The following is a 15,847-nucleotide window of genomic DNA, read 5'->3' as shown; positions in this document are numbered from 1 at the left end:
GTCCGGCGTGTCGAACGTCCAGGACCCCCGAGTTCGCCATTCGCGCTCACAGCCGCCGACGCGAGCGTTGAATTCGGGGGTCCTGAGCGTTCGACTCGCGCGACGTGGAGGTTCGACTCGCGCGACGTGGAGGTTCGACTCGCGTGGCCTGGAGGTTCGACTCGCGGGACGTGGAGGTTCGACTCGCGTGGGGGTGGGGGTTAGGCGGAGCCCGGGAGGGGGTCGCGTTTGATCAGCGGGATCACCTGTTTGCGGGCGAAGATCAGGCACACGGCGAACGCGATCACGGCGCCCGTCACGGCCTGCGGCACGATGTAGGCACGCCCGTCGAACGCCGAGCCCGTCGGCGGCAGGATCACCGCGATCACGGCGCTGGCGGTGGTGGCGAACACCCGGAACCGGCGCGCCAGCACGGCCGTGGCCAGCGGCAACGCCGCCCACAGCACGTACCACGGCTGGAGCACCGGCCCCAGGACGAGGACCGCGCCCAGACCCGCGCCCAGACCGTTCACGGCCTTGATCCGACCCCGGAACGCCTTCCACAGCAGCGTCGCCACGATCACGATCGACACCGCCTGCGTCACGATCCGCATCAGCACGATCATCGACTCGGTGTGGTTGCCCAGCCCGAGCAGCAGCCCCAGCCCGCCGCCCATGAACCCCATCGCGGTCGGCGGCGACATCCAGCTCTTCACCGTGCTGGCGACGTTCAGCGTCTCCACCCAGCCGAACCCGAGGCCGGTGCCCACGCACGTCCCCACCATCACCACACCGGAGACGACCAGCAACAACAGCGCCGATTTCACCAGGTCGGAGAACCGTCCACCGCACCGCCGCGCGATCATCACGCCGAGGAACCCGAGGGCCAGCGCGGCCGGGATCTTCACCGCCGCGCCCATGGTGATCATCGTCGCGCCGAGGACGATCCACAACAGCTCGTCACGCGTCATCGGCGCGCCTGTGACCAGGGACAACCTGCGCAACGCCAGCTCAAGGCCGACCAGCATGAGGCCGATCGCCAAGCCCTCGTTGTGCACGCCCACGACCAGGTGGAACAGCACCAGCGGGTTCGCCGCGCCCAGCCACAGCGCACCCACGGGCGGCACGCCGAAGCGCCGCGCGAGCCTGGGCAGCGCCCACACGATCATCGCCAGCCCCAGCAGCCCCAGCAGCCGGTGCAGGAAGATGCCGGGCAGCACGCTGTCCCCGGTCACCATCGAGATGACCCGACCGGCGGCCAGGAACAGCGGCCCGTACGGCGCGGGTGTCTCCCGCCAGATGTTCGGCACGTTCTTCGTCAGGTCGTGCTCGACGCCCAGCGCCGTCGCCGGACCCAGCTCGTACGGGTCCTGCCCGTTGGCCGCGATCTGCGACTGCGCCAGGTAGCTGTAGACGTCCCGGCTGAACATGGGCAGCACGAACACCAGCGGCGTGATCCACATCAGCAGGGTGCGGTCCAGCTGGCTGCGCGACATCAGCCGGGGACGACCCGGTCGGGCGAACCTGCCCAGCCACAGCCACGCCGACACGATCAGGAACATGCCGGTCCACACCACGGCCATGGACGCGCTGGGCATCCGGACGAACAGCCCCAGCAGCGGCGTGCCCGGCAGGGGGCTGAACACCGGCGCGGCGCCCGACCCGAGCGAGCCCACGGCCAGCAGCAACGCCCCCACGGTGCCCCAGCGGCGGATGACGTCGAGCTGCCGCGTCTCGACGGCGTCGAGGGGTGCTGCCTCGCCGATGTCGCTCCGGTTAGTCATCACCAATCCGCCCGCCGTCACGTCCGAAGGGTAGCGACCGGCTCGCGCGGGTGACTCGGGTCACCCGACACCCGTCGATCTTTGCGACCACCCGCGAAATACGCAACACTGGTGTTGTGAAAAACGCCGGGACCGATTCGACCGCCGTGCCGTCCGGGCACGACGGGCGTACCCGGCACGCCGTCGCACGGCTCCTGCTGGAGCAGGGCCCGGTCACCGCGGCCTCGGTCGCGGAACAGCTGGGCCTGAGTCCCACGGCGGTGCGCCGGCACATCGACGCGCTGGTGGCCGACGGCGAGGCGACCAGCAGGGAGGCCCCCCGTCGGGGGCAGCGCGGCCGGGGTCGCCCGGCCAAGCTCTTCCTGCTGACCGAGCAGGGGCGGGCCCGCTTCGGGCACGCCTACGACGACCTCGCCGTGGCCGCGTTGCGGTTCCTCGCCGAACAGGGCGGGGAGGAGGCGGTACGAACCTTCGCCGAACGACGGGTGTCCGCATTCGTCGACCGGCACCGCACGGCCATCGTGGCCCAGCCCGACGGCGCCGAGCGGGCCAAGGCCCTCGCGGTCGCGCTGACCAGGGAGGGCTACGCTGCCTCGGCGCGTCACGTGGGTGCGGGCGAGCAGCTCTGCCAGCACCTGTGTCCCGTGGCGCACGTCGCGGCGGAGTTCCCGCAGCTGTGCGAGACCGAGACGGCGGCGTTCGCCGACCTGCTCGGCACGCACGTCCAGCGCCTGGCCACGATCGCCCGCGGCGACGCCGTGTGCACGACGCACATCCCGAACACACCCCGGATCACGGTCGGCGACGCCGACGATCAGACTTCAGATGGAGGGGAGCCCGCATGACTGCCGCTGCCGAGCAGCGCACCACCACAGCCCCGCTCACCCAGGAAGAAACCCTGGCGAGCATCGGCAACTACGAGTTCGGCTGGTCCGACTCGGACGTGGCAGGCGCGAGCGCTCGCCGGGGCCTGAACGAGGACGTCGTTCGGGACATCTCGGCGAAGAAGAACGAGCCCGAGTGGATGCTGGAGTTCCGGCTCAAGGCACTGCGGTTGTTCGACCGCAAGCCCATGCCGACCTGGGGCTCCGACCTGTCGGGCATCGACTTCGACAACATCAAGTACTTCGTCCGGTCGACCGAGAAGCAGGCGGCGACCTGGGACGACCTGCCCGACGAGATCAAGAACACCTACGACCGGCTGGGCATCCCGGAGGCGGAGAAGCAGCGCCTGGTCTCCGGTGTCGCGGCCCAGTACGAGTCCGAGGTCGTCTACCACAAGATCCGCGAGGACCTCGAAGAGCAGGGTGTCATCTTCCTGGACACCGACACGGCCCTGCGCGAGCACCCGGAGCTGTTCAAGGAGTACTTCGGCTCCGTCATCCCATCGGGTGACAACAAGTTCTCCGCGCTGAACTCCTCGGTGTGGTCGGGCGGCTCCTTCATCTACGTGCCCAAGGGTGTCCACGTCGACATCCCGCTCCAGGCCTACTTCCGGATCAACACCGAGAACATGGGCCAGTTCGAGCGCACGCTGATCATCGTCGACGAGGGCGCGTACGTGCACTACGTCGAGGGCTGCACCGCGCCGATCTACTCGTCGGACTCGCTGCACTCCGCCGTCGTGGAGATCATCGTCAAGAAGGGTGGTCGCTGCCGCTACACGACCATCCAGAACTGGTCGAACAACGTCTACAACCTGGTCACCAAGCGCGCCAAGGCCGAAGAGGGCGCGACCATGGAGTGGATCGACGGCAACATCGGCTCCAAGGTCACCATGAAGTACCCGGCCGTGTTCCTGATGGGCGAGCACGCCAAGGGCGAGGTCCTCTCGATCGCGTTCGCGGGCGAGGGCCAGCACCAGGACGCGGGCGCGAAGATGGTCCACATGGCGCCGTACACGTCGTCCACGATCGTGTCGAAGTCGGTGGCGCGCGGCGGTGGCCGCACCTCCTACCGCGGCCTCGTGCAGGTCAACAAGCGGGCGCACCACTCGAAGTCCACGGTCAAGTGCGACGCGCTGCTGGTGGACAACATCAGCCGCTCGGACACCTACCCCTACGTCGACGTCCGCGAGGACGACGTGTCGATGGGCCACGAGGCCACGGTCTCGAAGGTCTCCGAGGACCAGCTGTTCTACCTGATGTCGCGCGGCCTCAACGAGGACGAGGCCATGGCCATGATCGTGCGCGGGTTCGTCGAGCCCATCGCGCGCGAGCTGCCCATGGAGTACGCGCTGGAGTTGAACCGCCTGATCGAGCTTCAGATGGAAGGGGCCGTCGGCTGACATGGCCGTCACCACCGAACAGCAGCAGCACGGCCTGACGGCCCACTCGCACGGTGGCGCCGGGAAGACGGGCTCCGCCCCGATCTCCTCGCGCGCCGACCACTTCACGTCCTTCGACGTGAACGCGTTCGAGGTGCCCGGCGGCCGCGAGGAGATCTGGCGCTTCACCCCCATGAAGCGCCTGGCGAACCTGCACAACGGCGCCGAGGCGACCGGCACGGCGACCGTCGAGGTCGCCGCCGCCGGGGGCGTCACGGTCGAGACCGCGGCGCGCGGCGACCAGCGGTTGGGCGTCGCGGGCACCCCCGGTGACCGCGTCGCCGCCCAGGCCTGGTCGTCGTTCACCGAGGCCACCGTCGTCACCCTCCCCGGTGACGCGAAGTCCGAGCCGACCACCATCACGGTGACCGGCCCGGGCGAGGGCCAGGTCGCCTACGGTCACCTGCACGTGCACGCCGAGCAGTTCGCCGAGGCCGTCGTCGTCATCGACCACCGCGGCTCCGGCGCGTACGCCGACAACATCGAGTTCGTCGTCGGCGACGGCGCGCACCTCACCGTGGTCGCCATCCAGGACTGGGCCGACGACGCGGTGCACGTGTCCTCGCACCACGCCCGGCTGGGCCGCGACGCCACGTTCAAGCACACCGTCATCACCCTCGGCGGCGACGTCGTCCGCCTCACCCCGGTGGTCACCTACACCGGGCGCGGCGGCGACGCCGAGCTGCTCGGCCTGTACTTCGCCGACGCGGGCCAGCACCTGGAGCACCGCACCTTCATCGACCACTCGGCGTCCAACTGCCGCAGCAACGTGGTCTACAAGGGCGCGCTGCAGGGCGAGGACGCGCACACGGTGTGGATCGGCGACGTGCTGATCCGGGCCGCCGCCGAAGGCACCGAGACCTTCGAGCTCAACCGCAACCTGGTGCTCACCGACGGCGCGCGCGCCGACTCCGTGCCCAACCTGGAGATCGAGACCGGCGAGATCGAGGGCGCGGGCCACGCCAGCGCCACCGGCCGGTTCGACGACGAGCAGCTGTTCTACCTCCAGGCCCGCGGCATCCCGGAGGACCAGGCGCGCCGGCTGGTCGTGCGCGGGTTCTTCCACGAGATCCTGCTCAAGATCGTCGTTCCCGAGGTGCGCGAGCGCCTGGAAGCCGCGATCGAGGCGGAGCTCGAGGCGGTGGGCGTGTGACGTGCCGACGCGCGTTCCCCAGCGGAGGCACCGCATGAACAGGGTGTGCTCGCTGACCGACCTGGACGACGGCAAGCCCGCCGCGTTCGAGGTCGGCGACGAGTGCACCCCGGTCCTGCTCGTCCGCGACGGCGACGCCGTGCACGCGCTGCGCGACCTGTGCTCGCACGCCGAGGTCGCGCTCAGCGAGGGCGAGGTGACGCGCAAGGGCGTGGAGTGCTGGCTGCACGGGTCGTGCTTCGACCTGCGCACCGGCCGCCCGTCCTCGCCGCCCGCCACCGACCCGGTCGACGTGTTCGCCGTCGAACTCCGCGCCGGTGACGTCTACGTCGACGTCACCACAGCCGTGAACTGACCATGGCGGTGAACTGACCATGGCTACGAACTGACTTTCGCTCGCAACACCAGGAGAACGAAGCACTGATGGCCACTCTCGAGATCAAGGACCTGCACGTCTCGGTCAACACCGACGAGGGCTCCAAGGAGATCCTCAAGGGCGTCGACCTGACCATCAACGCAGGCGAGACCCACGCGATCATGGGCCCCAACGGCTCGGGCAAGTCCACCCTGTCCTACGCCATCGCCGGGCACCCCAAGTACCAGATCACCTCCGGCAGCGTGCTGCTGGACGGTGAGGACGTGCTGGAGATGACCGTCGACGAGCGCGCCCGCGCGGGTCTGTTCCTCGCCATGCAGTACCCGGTCGAGGTGCCCGGCGTCTCGATGTCGAACTTCCTGCGCACCGCCGCCACCGCCGTGCGCGGCGAGGCCCCGAAGCTGCGCCTCTGGGTCAAGGAGGTCAAGCAGGCGATGTCCGACCTGGACATCGACCCGGCCTTCGCCGAGCGCTCGGTCAACGAGGGCTTCTCCGGCGGCGAGAAGAAGCGCCACGAGATCCTCCAGCTCGGGCTGCTCCAGCCGAAGATCGCGATCCTCGACGAGACCGACTCGGGCCTCGACGTCGACGCGCTGCGCGTGGTGTCCGAGGGCGTGAACCGGTACAAGCAGTCCGGTGAGGTCGGCGTGATGCTGATCACGCACTACACCCGGATCCTCAAGTACATCTCGCCCGACTTCGTGCACGTCTTCGCCGGGGGCCGCATCGCCGAGTCCGGCGGTCCGGAGCTGGCCGACAAGCTCGAAGCCGAGGGTTACGTGAAGTACATCGGCAAGCAGGAAGCCGCGGGCATCGCCTGACGTTGCACCTGGTGGGCTACCTGTCCGTGAACACGTATCGAGAGGAGGCGTCGGAGCAGTGACCACCACCGCAGCTGCACTGGACGTCGTAGGCGTCCGGGCGGACTTCCCGATCCTGGGCCGCACCGTGCGGGAGGGCAAGCGGCTGGTCTACCTGGACTCCGGCGCCACCTCGCAACGCCCGCGACAGGTCCTCGACGCCGAGCGCGCCTTCGTGGAGACCGCCAACGCCGCGGTGCACCGGGGCGCGCACCAACTGGCGGAAGAGGCCACCGACGCCTACGAGGGCGCCCGGCAGAAGATCGCCGACTTCGTGGGCGTCGACCCCGGCGAGATCGTGTTCACCAAGAACGCGACCGAGGGCGTGAACCTCGTCGCCTACGCGATGGGCAACGCGGCCACCGCCGGTCCCGAGGCCGAGCGGTTCCGCGTCGGTCCCGGCGACGAGATCGTGGTGACCGAGATGGAGCACCACGCGAACCTCGTGCCGTGGCAGCAGCTGGCCGCCCGCACGGGCGCCACGCTGCGCTGGTTCGGCGTCACCGACGAGGGCCGCCTCGACCTGTCGAACCTGGACGAGCTGGTCAACGCCCGCACGAAAGTCGTCGCGTTCACCCACCAGTCCAACGTGCTCGGCACCGTGAACCCGGTGCGCGTGCTCGCGGACGCGGCTCGCGCGGTGGGTGCGCTCACCGTGCTGGACGCCTGCCAGTCCGTGCCGCACGGCCCGGTCGACTTCGCCGCGCTGGGCGTGGACTTCGCCGTGTTCAGCGGCCACAAGATGCTCGGCCCGTCCGGCATCGGCGTCCTCTACGGCCGCCGTGAGCTGCTGGAGGCCCTGCCGCCGTTCCTCACCGGCGGTTCGATGATCGAGATGGTCCACATGGCGAAGTCGACCTTCGCCCCGCCGCCCGCGCGGTTCGAGGCGGGCGTGCCCATGACGTCGCAGGCGGTGGCGCTGGGCGCGGCGGTGGACTACCTCAACGCCATCGGCATGGACCGCGTCGCCGCGCACGAGCACCTGCTCACCGAGGCGGCGCTGCGCGGTCTCGCCGAGATCCCCGGCGTGCGGGTCGTCGGACCGCTCGACACGGTCGACCGCGGCGGCGCGGTGTCGTTCGTCGTCGACGGCATCCACGCGCACGACGCGGGCCAGGTGCTCGACAGCCTGGGCGTCGCGGTGCGCGTCGGCCACCACTGCGCGTGGCCCCTGCACCGGCGGATGGACGCCGCCGCGACCGTGCGGGCCAGCTTCTACCTGTACAACACGGTGGACGAGGTGACCGCCCTGGTGGACGCCGTCCGCGAGGCGCAGAAGTTCTTCGGCGTTCGATGACTTTCGGGTGGGCGTGATGCAGCTGCAGCAGATGTACCAGGAGATCATCCTGGACCACTACAAGAACCCGCACGGTCGCGGCCTGCGCGACCCGTTCGACGCCGAGTCGCACCAGATCAACCCGACCTGCGGCGACGAGGTGACGTTGCGGGTCAGCCTCGACGGCGAGATCGTGCGCGACGTGTCGTACGACGGTCAGGGCTGTTCGATCAGCCAGGCCTCCACCTCGGTGTTGACCGATCTGGTGGTGGGCAGGCCGTTGGGTGAGGCGTTCGAGAAGCTGGACGCGTTCGTGGAGCTCATGCAGGGCCGCGGCCAGGTGGAGCCCGATGAGGACGTCCTGGAGGACGGCATCGCGTTCGCGGGTGTGGCGAAGTACCCGGCGCGCGTGAAGTGCGCGCTGCTGGGCTGGATGGCGTTCAAGGACGCGGTGGCACGCAGCGAGGGAGCAAAGGCATGACCGCCGAAGAGGACGTGGTGCGCGGCATCGAGGGCATGCCCGAGCCGCCCGCCCCGAAGGCCGAGGTCGCGGCCGTGGACGACGTCGAGGAGGCCATGCGCGACGTGGTCGACCCCGAGCTGGGCATCAACGTCGTGGACCTCGGCCTGGTCTACGACATCCGCGTGGACGAGGAGAACGTCGCGCTCATCGACATGACCCTGACGTCCGCGGCGTGCCCGCTGACCGACGTCATCGAGGACCAGACGCGGTCGGCGCTGGTCGGTGGTGGCGGCGGCGGGCTCGTCGACGACTTCCGCATCAACTGGGTCTGGATGCCCCCGTGGGGGCCGGAGAAGATCACCGACGACGGCCGCGAACAGCTGCGCGCCCTCGGCTTCACCGTCTGACCGATCCCGACGCCAAAGCAGGGGTCCCCGCCAAGGGGACCCCTGCTTTGAGGTTACCGGCGAAGGCCGACGGTTGCGGGCCGTCCGCGGCCGCCTGTGGACAACCGTGGGCGGTCGCCGGTGGACGATGTGGACGAGCGGTGGTCAGCGGGCGGCGTAGACGCGTTCCACGAACTCCGCGATCTGCGACTCGCTCAGGTGCCGGGCGAGATCCGCCTCCGACACCATCCCCACCAGCCGGTGGTCCTCGATCACCGGGACCCGGCGGATCTGGTTGTCCTCCATCGTCCGCAGCACGTGCGACAGGTCGTCGTCCGCGTTCACCCAGTGCAGGTGCCCGGACATCTCCCCGGCCGTCATCGACGCGGGATCCCGGCCTTCGGCCACGCAGCGCAGCACGATGTCACGATCGGTGATGATCCCGTGCAGCTTGTCGTCCTGGCCGCAGATCGGCAACGAGCCGACGCCCAGTTCGCGCATCATCCGCGCCGCGTCACGCAGGCTCTGGTCCTCCTTGATGCACTGGACACCGGCGTTCATGATCTCCCGTGCGGTGGTCATGCCGAACCTCCTTGTTCGCGTACGACCAGCATGCGCCGACCGAGCGCTCCCAGCACTTCGGGAGCTCCGGACGGCTAGGGGTTGAGCCAGTCCCGGTCCGGTCGCGCGAGCAGGCGTGCGTTCTTGAGGGCGGCGGCCAAAGGCAGCACGGTTTCACCGTGGTACTCGTCGCCCACCCTTCGGACGACAAGGGCGAGTTGCGCTTCAGCCGTGCCCCTCAGCGCCAGCGGCAGCAGCAGTTGCACCTGGCCTCGGTGGAACTGGGGGACGGCGGCCTTGTAGTTGCGCTCCACCCGTTCCACCGCGCGTTCGACCGCGGCCTTGGTCAACATCAGGGCCATGGACTCGTCCCGCAGGTCCGCCGGGTAGCGGAACAGGTTGTCCTCGACGAAGTGGTCCCAGTCGAGAATGAGCGGAAGGCGCGTGTCGTAGTACAGGACCGATGGGTCTTCCCAGTAGGTCGCACGTCGCGGACGTGGCGAGAACACGCCGGCGATGCGGCCGTCCGACTCCTTCATCCAGGCCCAAAAGCGCCAGGCGTGGCCACTGCTGCTGTCCGGCTGCTTGGCCAGGACTCCGTACACCTCCTCTTGCTTGGGCGTGACCAGCCCGGTGTTGAAGCCCAGCCGGCCGCCGTCTGGGTGCTGCCCGTCCACGAGCCGGCCTTGCTCTTCGAGCCGGGCGAAGGTGTAGTCGATGTAGCTGCGGAGGACGGGCAAACCGCCCTGTGCCTGGTCCACCTCGTCCTCGGGCTGGTTGAGGGTCCACACGTCGTGCTCGACCAAGTCGGCCAGTGCTTGCCAAGCCGCCGGCCACACCGACGCGAACCGGTCCAGGCCGGTGCGGGGATCGAGGCGCTTGACGTTCCGCGCGGTCGGTCGGGGGGACTTGTCGAGCTCGTAGGTGACCCTCTCGCCCACGAGCAGGTCCGCCCGGATGCCCGGTGGCCTCAGGACATCCGAGAAGTGCACGAACGCCTGCTCGCCGGAGTCGTCGGGGGTGATCAGGCCGTGCCCCTTGAGGTGGTCGTACTCGGCGACCGAGCCCGCGATCCGCCCGGATGGGTAGGCGAGTGTGGTGACTCGCCCCTTGCCGTCGACCTGGCTGATAGCGACCAGTACCCGTTCTCCCTCGACCAGACACTGGTAGCCGGTGCCGGGTAACGCCGTCCGGTTCGCGAGCGCGGTTTCCCCTGTGTCCTCGATCTCCACCAGTCCGTAGCGCTTCGTGCTGTCCCACCACCTCACGACGGCCGTCGACAAGCCCCCGGTCTCGCCTTTCCGGTGGGGCATGAGCGCAGGCGTCGGGCGGGGAAGGGTGTGCTCGGACATCGTGCCGGGCCTCCTCGGGACGGAGTTCCCAGTATGCCGACCAGCGTGTTACGCCGTCTCCGCGACCAGCATCTCCACCACGTCCCCGAGCGACCCGCGCCGACCGAACGCCCGCCGCTGCCGCACCGCACCCGTGCCGTCCAGCAGCACCCGGTCGATGCCGTCCACCACCAGGTCCTCGTCCCCCGCCGCACGCAGCGCCGGGCGCGTCCACTCCACCAGCGCCCGCACCATGTCCACCGCGGGCACCAGCCGACCGGTGCGCGGCTCGATCGCCGCGCCGTCCAACCCGTCCCGCGCCGCCCGCCACAACGCCGTCCGCAACGCCAGGTCCGACACCCGCTGCGCGGACGCGCCGGCCAACGCGGTCCCCGCGATCGCCCGCACCAACGCCGCCAGCACCACGGCCTCGTCCGCGGTCATCGCGACGTCGCACACCCGCAGCTCCACCGTCGGGTGACGGGCCGACAGCCGCACGTCCCAGTAGACCATCGCCTGGTCCAACGCCGCCCCGCCCGACCGCAGCACCCGCGTGCCCCGGTGGTAGTCCTCCGCCGACTCGAACCACGGCGGCACGCCCGCCGACGGCCACGGGCTCCACGCCTGGTAGCGCCAGCTCGCGTACCCCGTGTCCCGCTCCTCCGAGAACGGCGAGTTCGCGCTGATCGCCAACAGCACCGGCAGCCACTGCCGCAGGTGGTTGCTGATCAGCACACCGGTGTCCTCGTCCGGGATCCCGATGTGCACGTGGCACCCGCAGATGGTCAGCCCGTCGATCAACGACCCGTACTCCGCGGCGATGGCGCGGTAGCGGTCGTCGTCGGTCAACGGCGGCGGCCGGACACCGCCCAGCACCGGCGTCCCGCTCGCCACGATCCGCGCGCCCTGCGCACCCGCCAACGCCGACAGCGCACGCCGTGCCGCCACCAACTGCTCACGCACCTCGGCCATGCTCCGGCACACCCGCGTGGCGCTCTCCACCTGGTAGAGCGTCATCTCCGCCTGCAGATCCGGCCCGGACACCCCGGCGCCGGCGCCGCCCAGCACCGGGCCCGCCAGCGGCACCAACACCCCGGTGTCGGCGTCCACCAGCAGGAACTCCTCCTCCACGCCGACCGAGAGCGGAAGGTCGGAGACGGCTCGTGGAAGCGGTAGGGCGATGACCTCGCTCACCAGGGACCTCCCTGCGGTGGGTAGTCGGCCTGATGCTATGAGTAACCAACCGCGCCGCACATGCGGCTTTGCGGTGAACTTCCTAACTTACCGCCAGGTGCGGCCCACCGCGCAGCACGTCGACGTGGTCGCTGCCCGGCCGACCCAGCACCCAACTCGTGCCCCGCAGCGACTTCGCGTGCTCCTTCAACGGCGCCAGCAACCGCGACACCTCCCGGTAGGACCCCACCGACCCGGCCGCGCAGATCAACGTCGCCAACGACAACGTCACCCCGCGCCCCTCCGCCTCGAACGGCACGTCCAGCACACCCGCGGAGAACGGCACGATCTCGTTCAACCCCGCCACCACCAGGAAGTCGTCCCCGCCCACGTGCCCCACCTGCACGCCCGGGTACGCCGCCGCCCCCTCGGTCAGCGCCCGCCCTATCGCCCGGATCAGGTCGTCACCGGCCGCGAACCCCGCCGAGTCGTTGACCCGCTTGAACGCGTCCACGTCCAGCCACCCCACCGCGAACAACTCACCGCCCAGGATGCGCCGGTCCACCTCGCGCGCGATCGAGTCACTGCCCGGCAACCGCGTCAACGGGCTCAACGCCGCCGCCTGCTCCACCTTCATCTCGGCGATACCGCGCACCACGTCCGCGACCCGCACCACGCCCAGGCAGCAGTCGTCGTCGTCCACGACCACCAGGTCGTCGTTGGTGCGCTCGCGGTTGGCGTGCGCCACCACGTCCAGCAGCTCCAACGCGCTCGAATCCGCGCCGATCAGCTTCGGCTTGTCCGCCAGCCGCGCCGCCTCCCGCTTGGCGTGCAGCGCGTGCCCGAACGGCCCGGTCACCGCCAGGAGGAACCGGTTGCGGTCCACCGTCCACCGCGGCCGGCCCCCGTCGTCCACGAGCACCACGCCGGTGACCGTCGGCTGGTTCGCCAGCACGTCGCGCACCTCCTCGGACGTCGCCGAGTCGGGCAGCGTGGTCGCCGGGTGCAGGAAGTCGGTGACCTTCGGACCGGACTTGCGCCGCAACGGCGCCGTCATCGTGCTGGTGATCGCCTCCGGGTCGTTGACCTCGCTCAACACCGCCGAGATCGTCGCGTCCACCTTGGGCCGCCGCTGCGGGCTCGCCAGCAGGTTGCCCTGCGCGAGCCGCACCCCCAGCCGGCGCAGCGCGGCCAGCTGCGCCTCGGTCTCCACGCCCTCCGCCACGACCAGCGACCCGGTGTGCTCGCACAGGTGCTGCAACGCCTGGGTCAGCGCGTACCGGGCGGGGTCGGTGGGCAGCGCCACCACCACCTCGCGGTCCAGCTTGATCACGTCCGGGTGCACCTCGGTCAGCAGCGACAGCGGCGAGTCGCCCTCGCCCACGCCGTCCAGGCCGATCCGGAACCCGTCCTGCCGCAGCCGCTCGACACCCCGGACCAGCAACCGGCGCGGCGCGCGCGAGTACGGCGTGCCGATCTCGACCACCAGGTCGGCGGGGGTGCGGCCGACGTCGCGCAGCGCGCCGTACAGCGGGGCCATCAGCTCGGGTTTGTCCGCGACGGTCAACGCGAGCAGGTTGACGTGCAGCGGCACGCCGAGGCCGTGCTCGGCCGCGTGCCGGACCGCGCGGCACGCGAGGGCCACGTCGGTGTTGGCCAAGTACCCGGCGCGGAACGCCATCCGCAGCAGGTCCTGCACGGTGCCGTCGTGCGGTCGGGCCAGCGCTTCCACCGCCACGACCCCTCCGGTGTGGAGGTTGAACAACGGCTGGAAGGCGAAGCGGACGTCATCCAGCAAGGCGGGCACGGCCCCGATCGTGCCCGGTCGATCTTCTCTTGCCGAGACCGTTAACCAGGTGTTCTCATACTTTTGGCCGATTGCACAGGAAATACCAACCGAGCCCGCATACCCCACCCGGTCGAACCGAACAACCGGACCATCGCACGGGCGGTCCCGCGCAGGTCAGCGTGCCCACCGAGGTAGTCCCGTTGAAGACTGTCGGGTAATTGAAAAAATCCGTTGAAGAATTCCGGAACCGCGTCCGGCGGCAGTGCCAGCAACGCCGCCAGACCCCTCAACCGCAACCGGCGCACCGCCCGTTCCGCCGCCGACCGCGTCACCGGACGCCCTTCCGCGATCGCCTCCGCCACCACCGGCGCCCGCCGCAGCGCCGCCGCCACGCTGTACCCCGTCGCCGGGTGGATCCACCCCGCCGCCGCGCCGAACGCACCGTCCCGCGCCCGCCCGTCCAACGTGATGCGCACCCGTTCCTCGTCCTCCGGCAGCGGGATGCCGTGCGCGGCCAAGCGCGAGTGCAACCGGAGTCGCAGTTCGCGCAACGGCAGACCCGGGCGGCGCGCCAACGACGTCTCCTCCAGCAGCACCTCGTCCGCCGACACCGGGATCGCGTAGAGGAACGTCGGATCACCCGTCGTGGCCGCCGGGGGCCTGCGCCAATCCATGATCAACGCCTCGTCCGCCCCGACGAACGGCGCCGCCCACCCGGCCGGGACCACCACGCCGACCGCCGTCTGCGCCGCCCGACCACCTACCGTGCCGCTCGCGTCCACCACCCGTCCGGTCACCACCCGCCCGTCGGCCAACGTCGCCGCGGTGCCCGTGCGGCCGACCACCCGACCCGTGACCACCCGCACCCCGTCCGGGAGCCACCGCAACCGGTCGTCGTCCAACACCGCGTAACCCCGGTCGATCACGTGCTCCGCCGTGGTCACCGCACGGGCCCTCGACGTCACCACCGCCACCGGCGCGTCGGACGGCAACTCGTCCGCCCACGCCGCGTAGGTCGCCCGCCACGGCCGAGCCGGGTTCGGGTCGACCAACGTCGTACCGAGCCCCCTCGCCGCACACGCCCGCGCCAACGCCCGGCCCGCGGGCCCGCCACCTACCACCACGACGTCCACTCAGGGCTTCTCCGGGGGTTGGGGCGGCAGCAGGTCGCCCAGCACCAGCGGCTGGTACTGCGCCACCACGTTCGCCAACTGCTCCACCGTCCGCTCGATCGCCCGCCGCGCCGCGTTGCGCTCCGCGATCACCGCCGACAACAACAGGGCCGTCAACACCGCCGTCCCGTTGAACGCCTGCAACGTCACCATGCGCACCACCAGGTCCAGATCCGCGAACGGACCGGTGCTGCGCGCCGCGCCCCGTGCCGCCAGGGTCGTCGCGACCAACGCGCACGGCGCCGTGCCGAGGTGCTGGAACCGCAGTGCCGCCCAGATCAGGAACGGGAACACCAAGTACATCAGCCGCAGGTCGTTGGTGCTCGCCACCGCCATGACCACCGCCGTGCTCACCAGCAACCCGGCGGCCTCCACCCAGCGCCGCAAGGGGTGGTTGCGCAGGCGCAGGGAGCGGAACGCCAGCACGATCGGCACGAGCACCAGCACGCCCAGCGCGTCACCGGTCCACCACACCGTCCACGTCGACCAGAACAACGCGCCGTCGATCACGCCCGTCACCAGGAGCGTGCCCGAGCCGATCGTCGCGCTGACGGCCATGCCCACCAGCCCGCCCAACAACACCAGCGCCAGCGCGTCACGCGTGCGGTCGATCTCCAGCCGGAAGCCCACACGCTTCAGCAACAGGTAGGCCACCACGGGGCCGAGGGTGTTGCCGGCGGAGATCAGGACCGTCGCGCCGAGGTCGGTGATCGTGAAGTTGACCGCGAACGCACCCACCGCGATGCCCGGCCACAACCTCATCCCACCCAGCAGCAGCGCGAGCACGGCGACACCGGTCGGCGGCCACAGCGGGGTCACCTGGTCGTTCACCAACGCTTGGAGGAGTCCGATCCCCGCGCCCGCGTAGTAGCCGACCGCGACGACGGCGAGGTGGAGCACGTACCGGCCGAGCCGAGGGGAGAGCTGCACGGCCACAGCATCCACCGTTCCAGGGGGTCGCACCACGCCTAGCTGCGGATATGCCCTGACCGACCCCCCGATTTCACTATCCGGGGACGCTCGTGTAAGTTTCTCTCTGCCAGCGCGGAACGGGCCGGAGAGAGACCGGAACGGAGCGCGGCGGACATCAAGCCCCGGATCGAATCACTTGGTTGTGATGAGTGATGGTGAGCGCGTGTTCTTTGAGAACTCAACAGCGTGCCGAATAGCCAGTAAATTTATGAACCTCGTCAAGAGGTTTCCTTTGAGATTGTTACT

15 protein-coding genes are annotated in these 15,847 nt (G+C 70.2%); 8 read left to right on the top strand and 7 right to left on the bottom strand.

All coding sequences use genetic code 11. From position 1 onward, the window contains the following. Positions 1–200: 200 nt before the first annotated feature. Positions 201–1,763 carry a polyprenol phosphomannose-dependent alpha 1,6 mannosyltransferase MptB gene (gene mptB, locus AB0K14_RS36920; protein ID WP_360449884.1) on the bottom strand — a complete coding sequence of 521 codons (1,563 nt, stop codon included), beginning with the start codon at positions 1,761–1,763 and terminating at the stop codon, positions 201–203. A gap of 116 nt (positions 1,764–1,879) precedes the next feature. On the opposite strand from mptB, the gene AB0K14_RS36915 reads away from it, so the two are divergent. The 8 genes from AB0K14_RS36915 to AB0K14_RS36880 all read left to right on the top strand — a co-directional run bounded on the left by AB0K14_RS36915 (position 1,880) and on the right by AB0K14_RS36880 (position 8,624). Then, positions 1,880–2,608: a metalloregulator ArsR/SmtB family transcription factor gene (locus AB0K14_RS36915; RefSeq protein ID WP_360449886.1), complete on the top strand. Its 729-nt coding sequence runs from the start codon at positions 1,880–1,882 to the stop codon at positions 2,606–2,608. Then, positions 2,605–4,050 (top strand): Fe-S cluster assembly protein SufB, encoded by a 1,446-nt coding sequence (sufB, locus tag AB0K14_RS36910; RefSeq protein WP_053721370.1) that lies wholly within the window; start codon positions 2,605–2,607, stop codon positions 4,048–4,050. The genes AB0K14_RS36915 and sufB overlap by 4 nt, the downstream gene beginning before the upstream one ends. A gap of 1 nt (position 4,051) precedes the next feature. Next, on the top strand, positions 4,052–5,242 hold the full coding sequence (sufD, locus tag AB0K14_RS36905) for a Fe-S cluster assembly protein SufD (RefSeq protein ID WP_360449889.1): 1,191 nt from the start codon (positions 4,052–4,054) through the stop codon (positions 5,240–5,242). A gap of 34 nt (positions 5,243–5,276) precedes the next feature. Next, positions 5,277–5,597, top strand: coding sequence for a non-heme iron oxygenase ferredoxin subunit (locus AB0K14_RS36900; protein ID WP_360449891.1), 321 nt, complete (start codon positions 5,277–5,279; stop codon positions 5,595–5,597). A gap of 68 nt (positions 5,598–5,665) precedes the next feature. Then, positions 5,666–6,439 carry a Fe-S cluster assembly ATPase SufC gene (sufC, locus tag AB0K14_RS36895; protein ID WP_360449894.1) on the top strand — a complete coding sequence of 258 codons (774 nt, stop codon included), beginning with the start codon at positions 5,666–5,668 and terminating at the stop codon, positions 6,437–6,439. A gap of 58 nt (positions 6,440–6,497) precedes the next feature. Further along, positions 6,498–7,775 carry a cysteine desulfurase gene (locus tag AB0K14_RS36890; protein ID WP_360449896.1) on the top strand — a complete coding sequence of 426 codons (1,278 nt, stop codon included), beginning with the start codon at positions 6,498–6,500 and terminating at the stop codon, positions 7,773–7,775. 16 nt (positions 7,776–7,791) lie between these two features. After that, positions 7,792–8,235 carry a Fe-S cluster assembly sulfur transfer protein SufU gene (gene sufU, locus AB0K14_RS36885; protein WP_360449898.1) on the top strand — a complete coding sequence of 148 codons (444 nt, stop codon included), beginning with the start codon at positions 7,792–7,794 and terminating at the stop codon, positions 8,233–8,235. Next, positions 8,232–8,624 (top strand): metal-sulfur cluster assembly factor, encoded by a 393-nt coding sequence (locus tag AB0K14_RS36880; RefSeq protein ID WP_360449900.1) that lies wholly within the window; start codon positions 8,232–8,234, stop codon positions 8,622–8,624. The genes sufU and AB0K14_RS36880 overlap by 4 nt, the downstream gene beginning before the upstream one ends. A gap of 144 nt (positions 8,625–8,768) precedes the next feature. Here the strand turns inward: AB0K14_RS36880 and AB0K14_RS36875 are convergent, their stop codons facing one another. From AB0K14_RS36875 to AB0K14_RS36850, 6 genes are all read right to left on the bottom strand, one after another. Then, on the bottom strand, positions 8,769–9,185 hold the full coding sequence (locus tag AB0K14_RS36875) for a CBS domain-containing protein (RefSeq protein WP_360449902.1): 417 nt from the start codon (positions 9,183–9,185) through the stop codon (positions 8,769–8,771). 74 nt (positions 9,186–9,259) lie between these two features. Beyond that, positions 9,260–10,432, bottom strand: a complete 1,173-nt coding sequence (locus AB0K14_RS36870; RefSeq protein WP_360449905.1) for a DUF3825 domain-containing protein — start codon at positions 10,430–10,432, stop codon at positions 9,260–9,262. Between the two features lie 132 nt (positions 10,433–10,564). Continuing rightward, complete coding sequence (locus AB0K14_RS36865) at positions 10,565–11,689, bottom strand: glutamate--cysteine ligase (protein ID WP_360449907.1); 1,125 nt, start codon at positions 11,687–11,689, stop codon at positions 10,565–10,567. An 82-nt stretch (positions 11,690–11,771) separates the two neighbouring features. Beyond that, positions 11,772–13,475: a GGDEF domain-containing protein gene (locus tag AB0K14_RS36860; RefSeq protein WP_360449909.1), complete on the bottom strand. Its 1,704-nt coding sequence runs from the start codon at positions 13,473–13,475 to the stop codon at positions 11,772–11,774. A 41-nt stretch (positions 13,476–13,516) separates the two neighbouring features. Continuing rightward, the gene (locus tag AB0K14_RS36855; RefSeq protein ID WP_360449911.1) at positions 13,517–14,590 is read right to left on the bottom strand and encodes a lycopene cyclase family protein; all 1,074 of its coding nucleotides are present in this window, start codon (positions 14,588–14,590) and stop codon (positions 13,517–13,519) included. Then, positions 14,591–15,559: an MASE1 domain-containing protein gene (locus AB0K14_RS36850; RefSeq protein ID WP_360449913.1), complete on the bottom strand. Its 969-nt coding sequence runs from the start codon at positions 15,557–15,559 to the stop codon at positions 14,591–14,593. Between the last annotated feature and the right edge of the window lie 288 nt (positions 15,560–15,847).

This window comes from Actinosynnema sp. NPDC050801 (assembly GCF_040673975.1).
GTDB lineage: Bacteria > Actinomycetota > Actinomycetes > Mycobacteriales > Pseudonocardiaceae > Actinosynnema.
This window is presented reverse-complemented; position numbering and strand designations above follow the sequence as displayed.

Coding starts and splice junctions, on each gene's coding strand:
- mptB (WP_360449884.1), bottom strand. CDS start 1,763: ATGACTAACCGGAGCGACATCGGCGAGGCAGCACCCCTCGACGCCGTC.
- sufB (WP_053721370.1), top strand. CDS start 2,605: ATGACTGCCGCTGCCGAGCAGCGCACCACCACAGCCCCGCTCACCCAG.
- sufD (WP_360449889.1), top strand. CDS start 4,052: ATGGCCGTCACCACCGAACAGCAGCAGCACGGCCTGACGGCCCACTCG.
- AB0K14_RS36900 (WP_360449891.1), top strand. CDS start 5,277: ATGAACAGGGTGTGCTCGCTGACCGACCTGGACGACGGCAAGCCCGCC.
- sufC (WP_360449894.1), top strand. CDS start 5,666: ATGGCCACTCTCGAGATCAAGGACCTGCACGTCTCGGTCAACACCGAC.
- sufU (WP_360449898.1), top strand. CDS start 7,792: ATGCAGCTGCAGCAGATGTACCAGGAGATCATCCTGGACCACTACAAG.
- AB0K14_RS36880 (WP_360449900.1), top strand. CDS start 8,232: ATGACCGCCGAAGAGGACGTGGTGCGCGGCATCGAGGGCATGCCCGAG.
- AB0K14_RS36875 (WP_360449902.1), bottom strand. CDS start 9,185: ATGACCACCGCACGGGAGATCATGAACGCCGGTGTCCAGTGCATCAAG.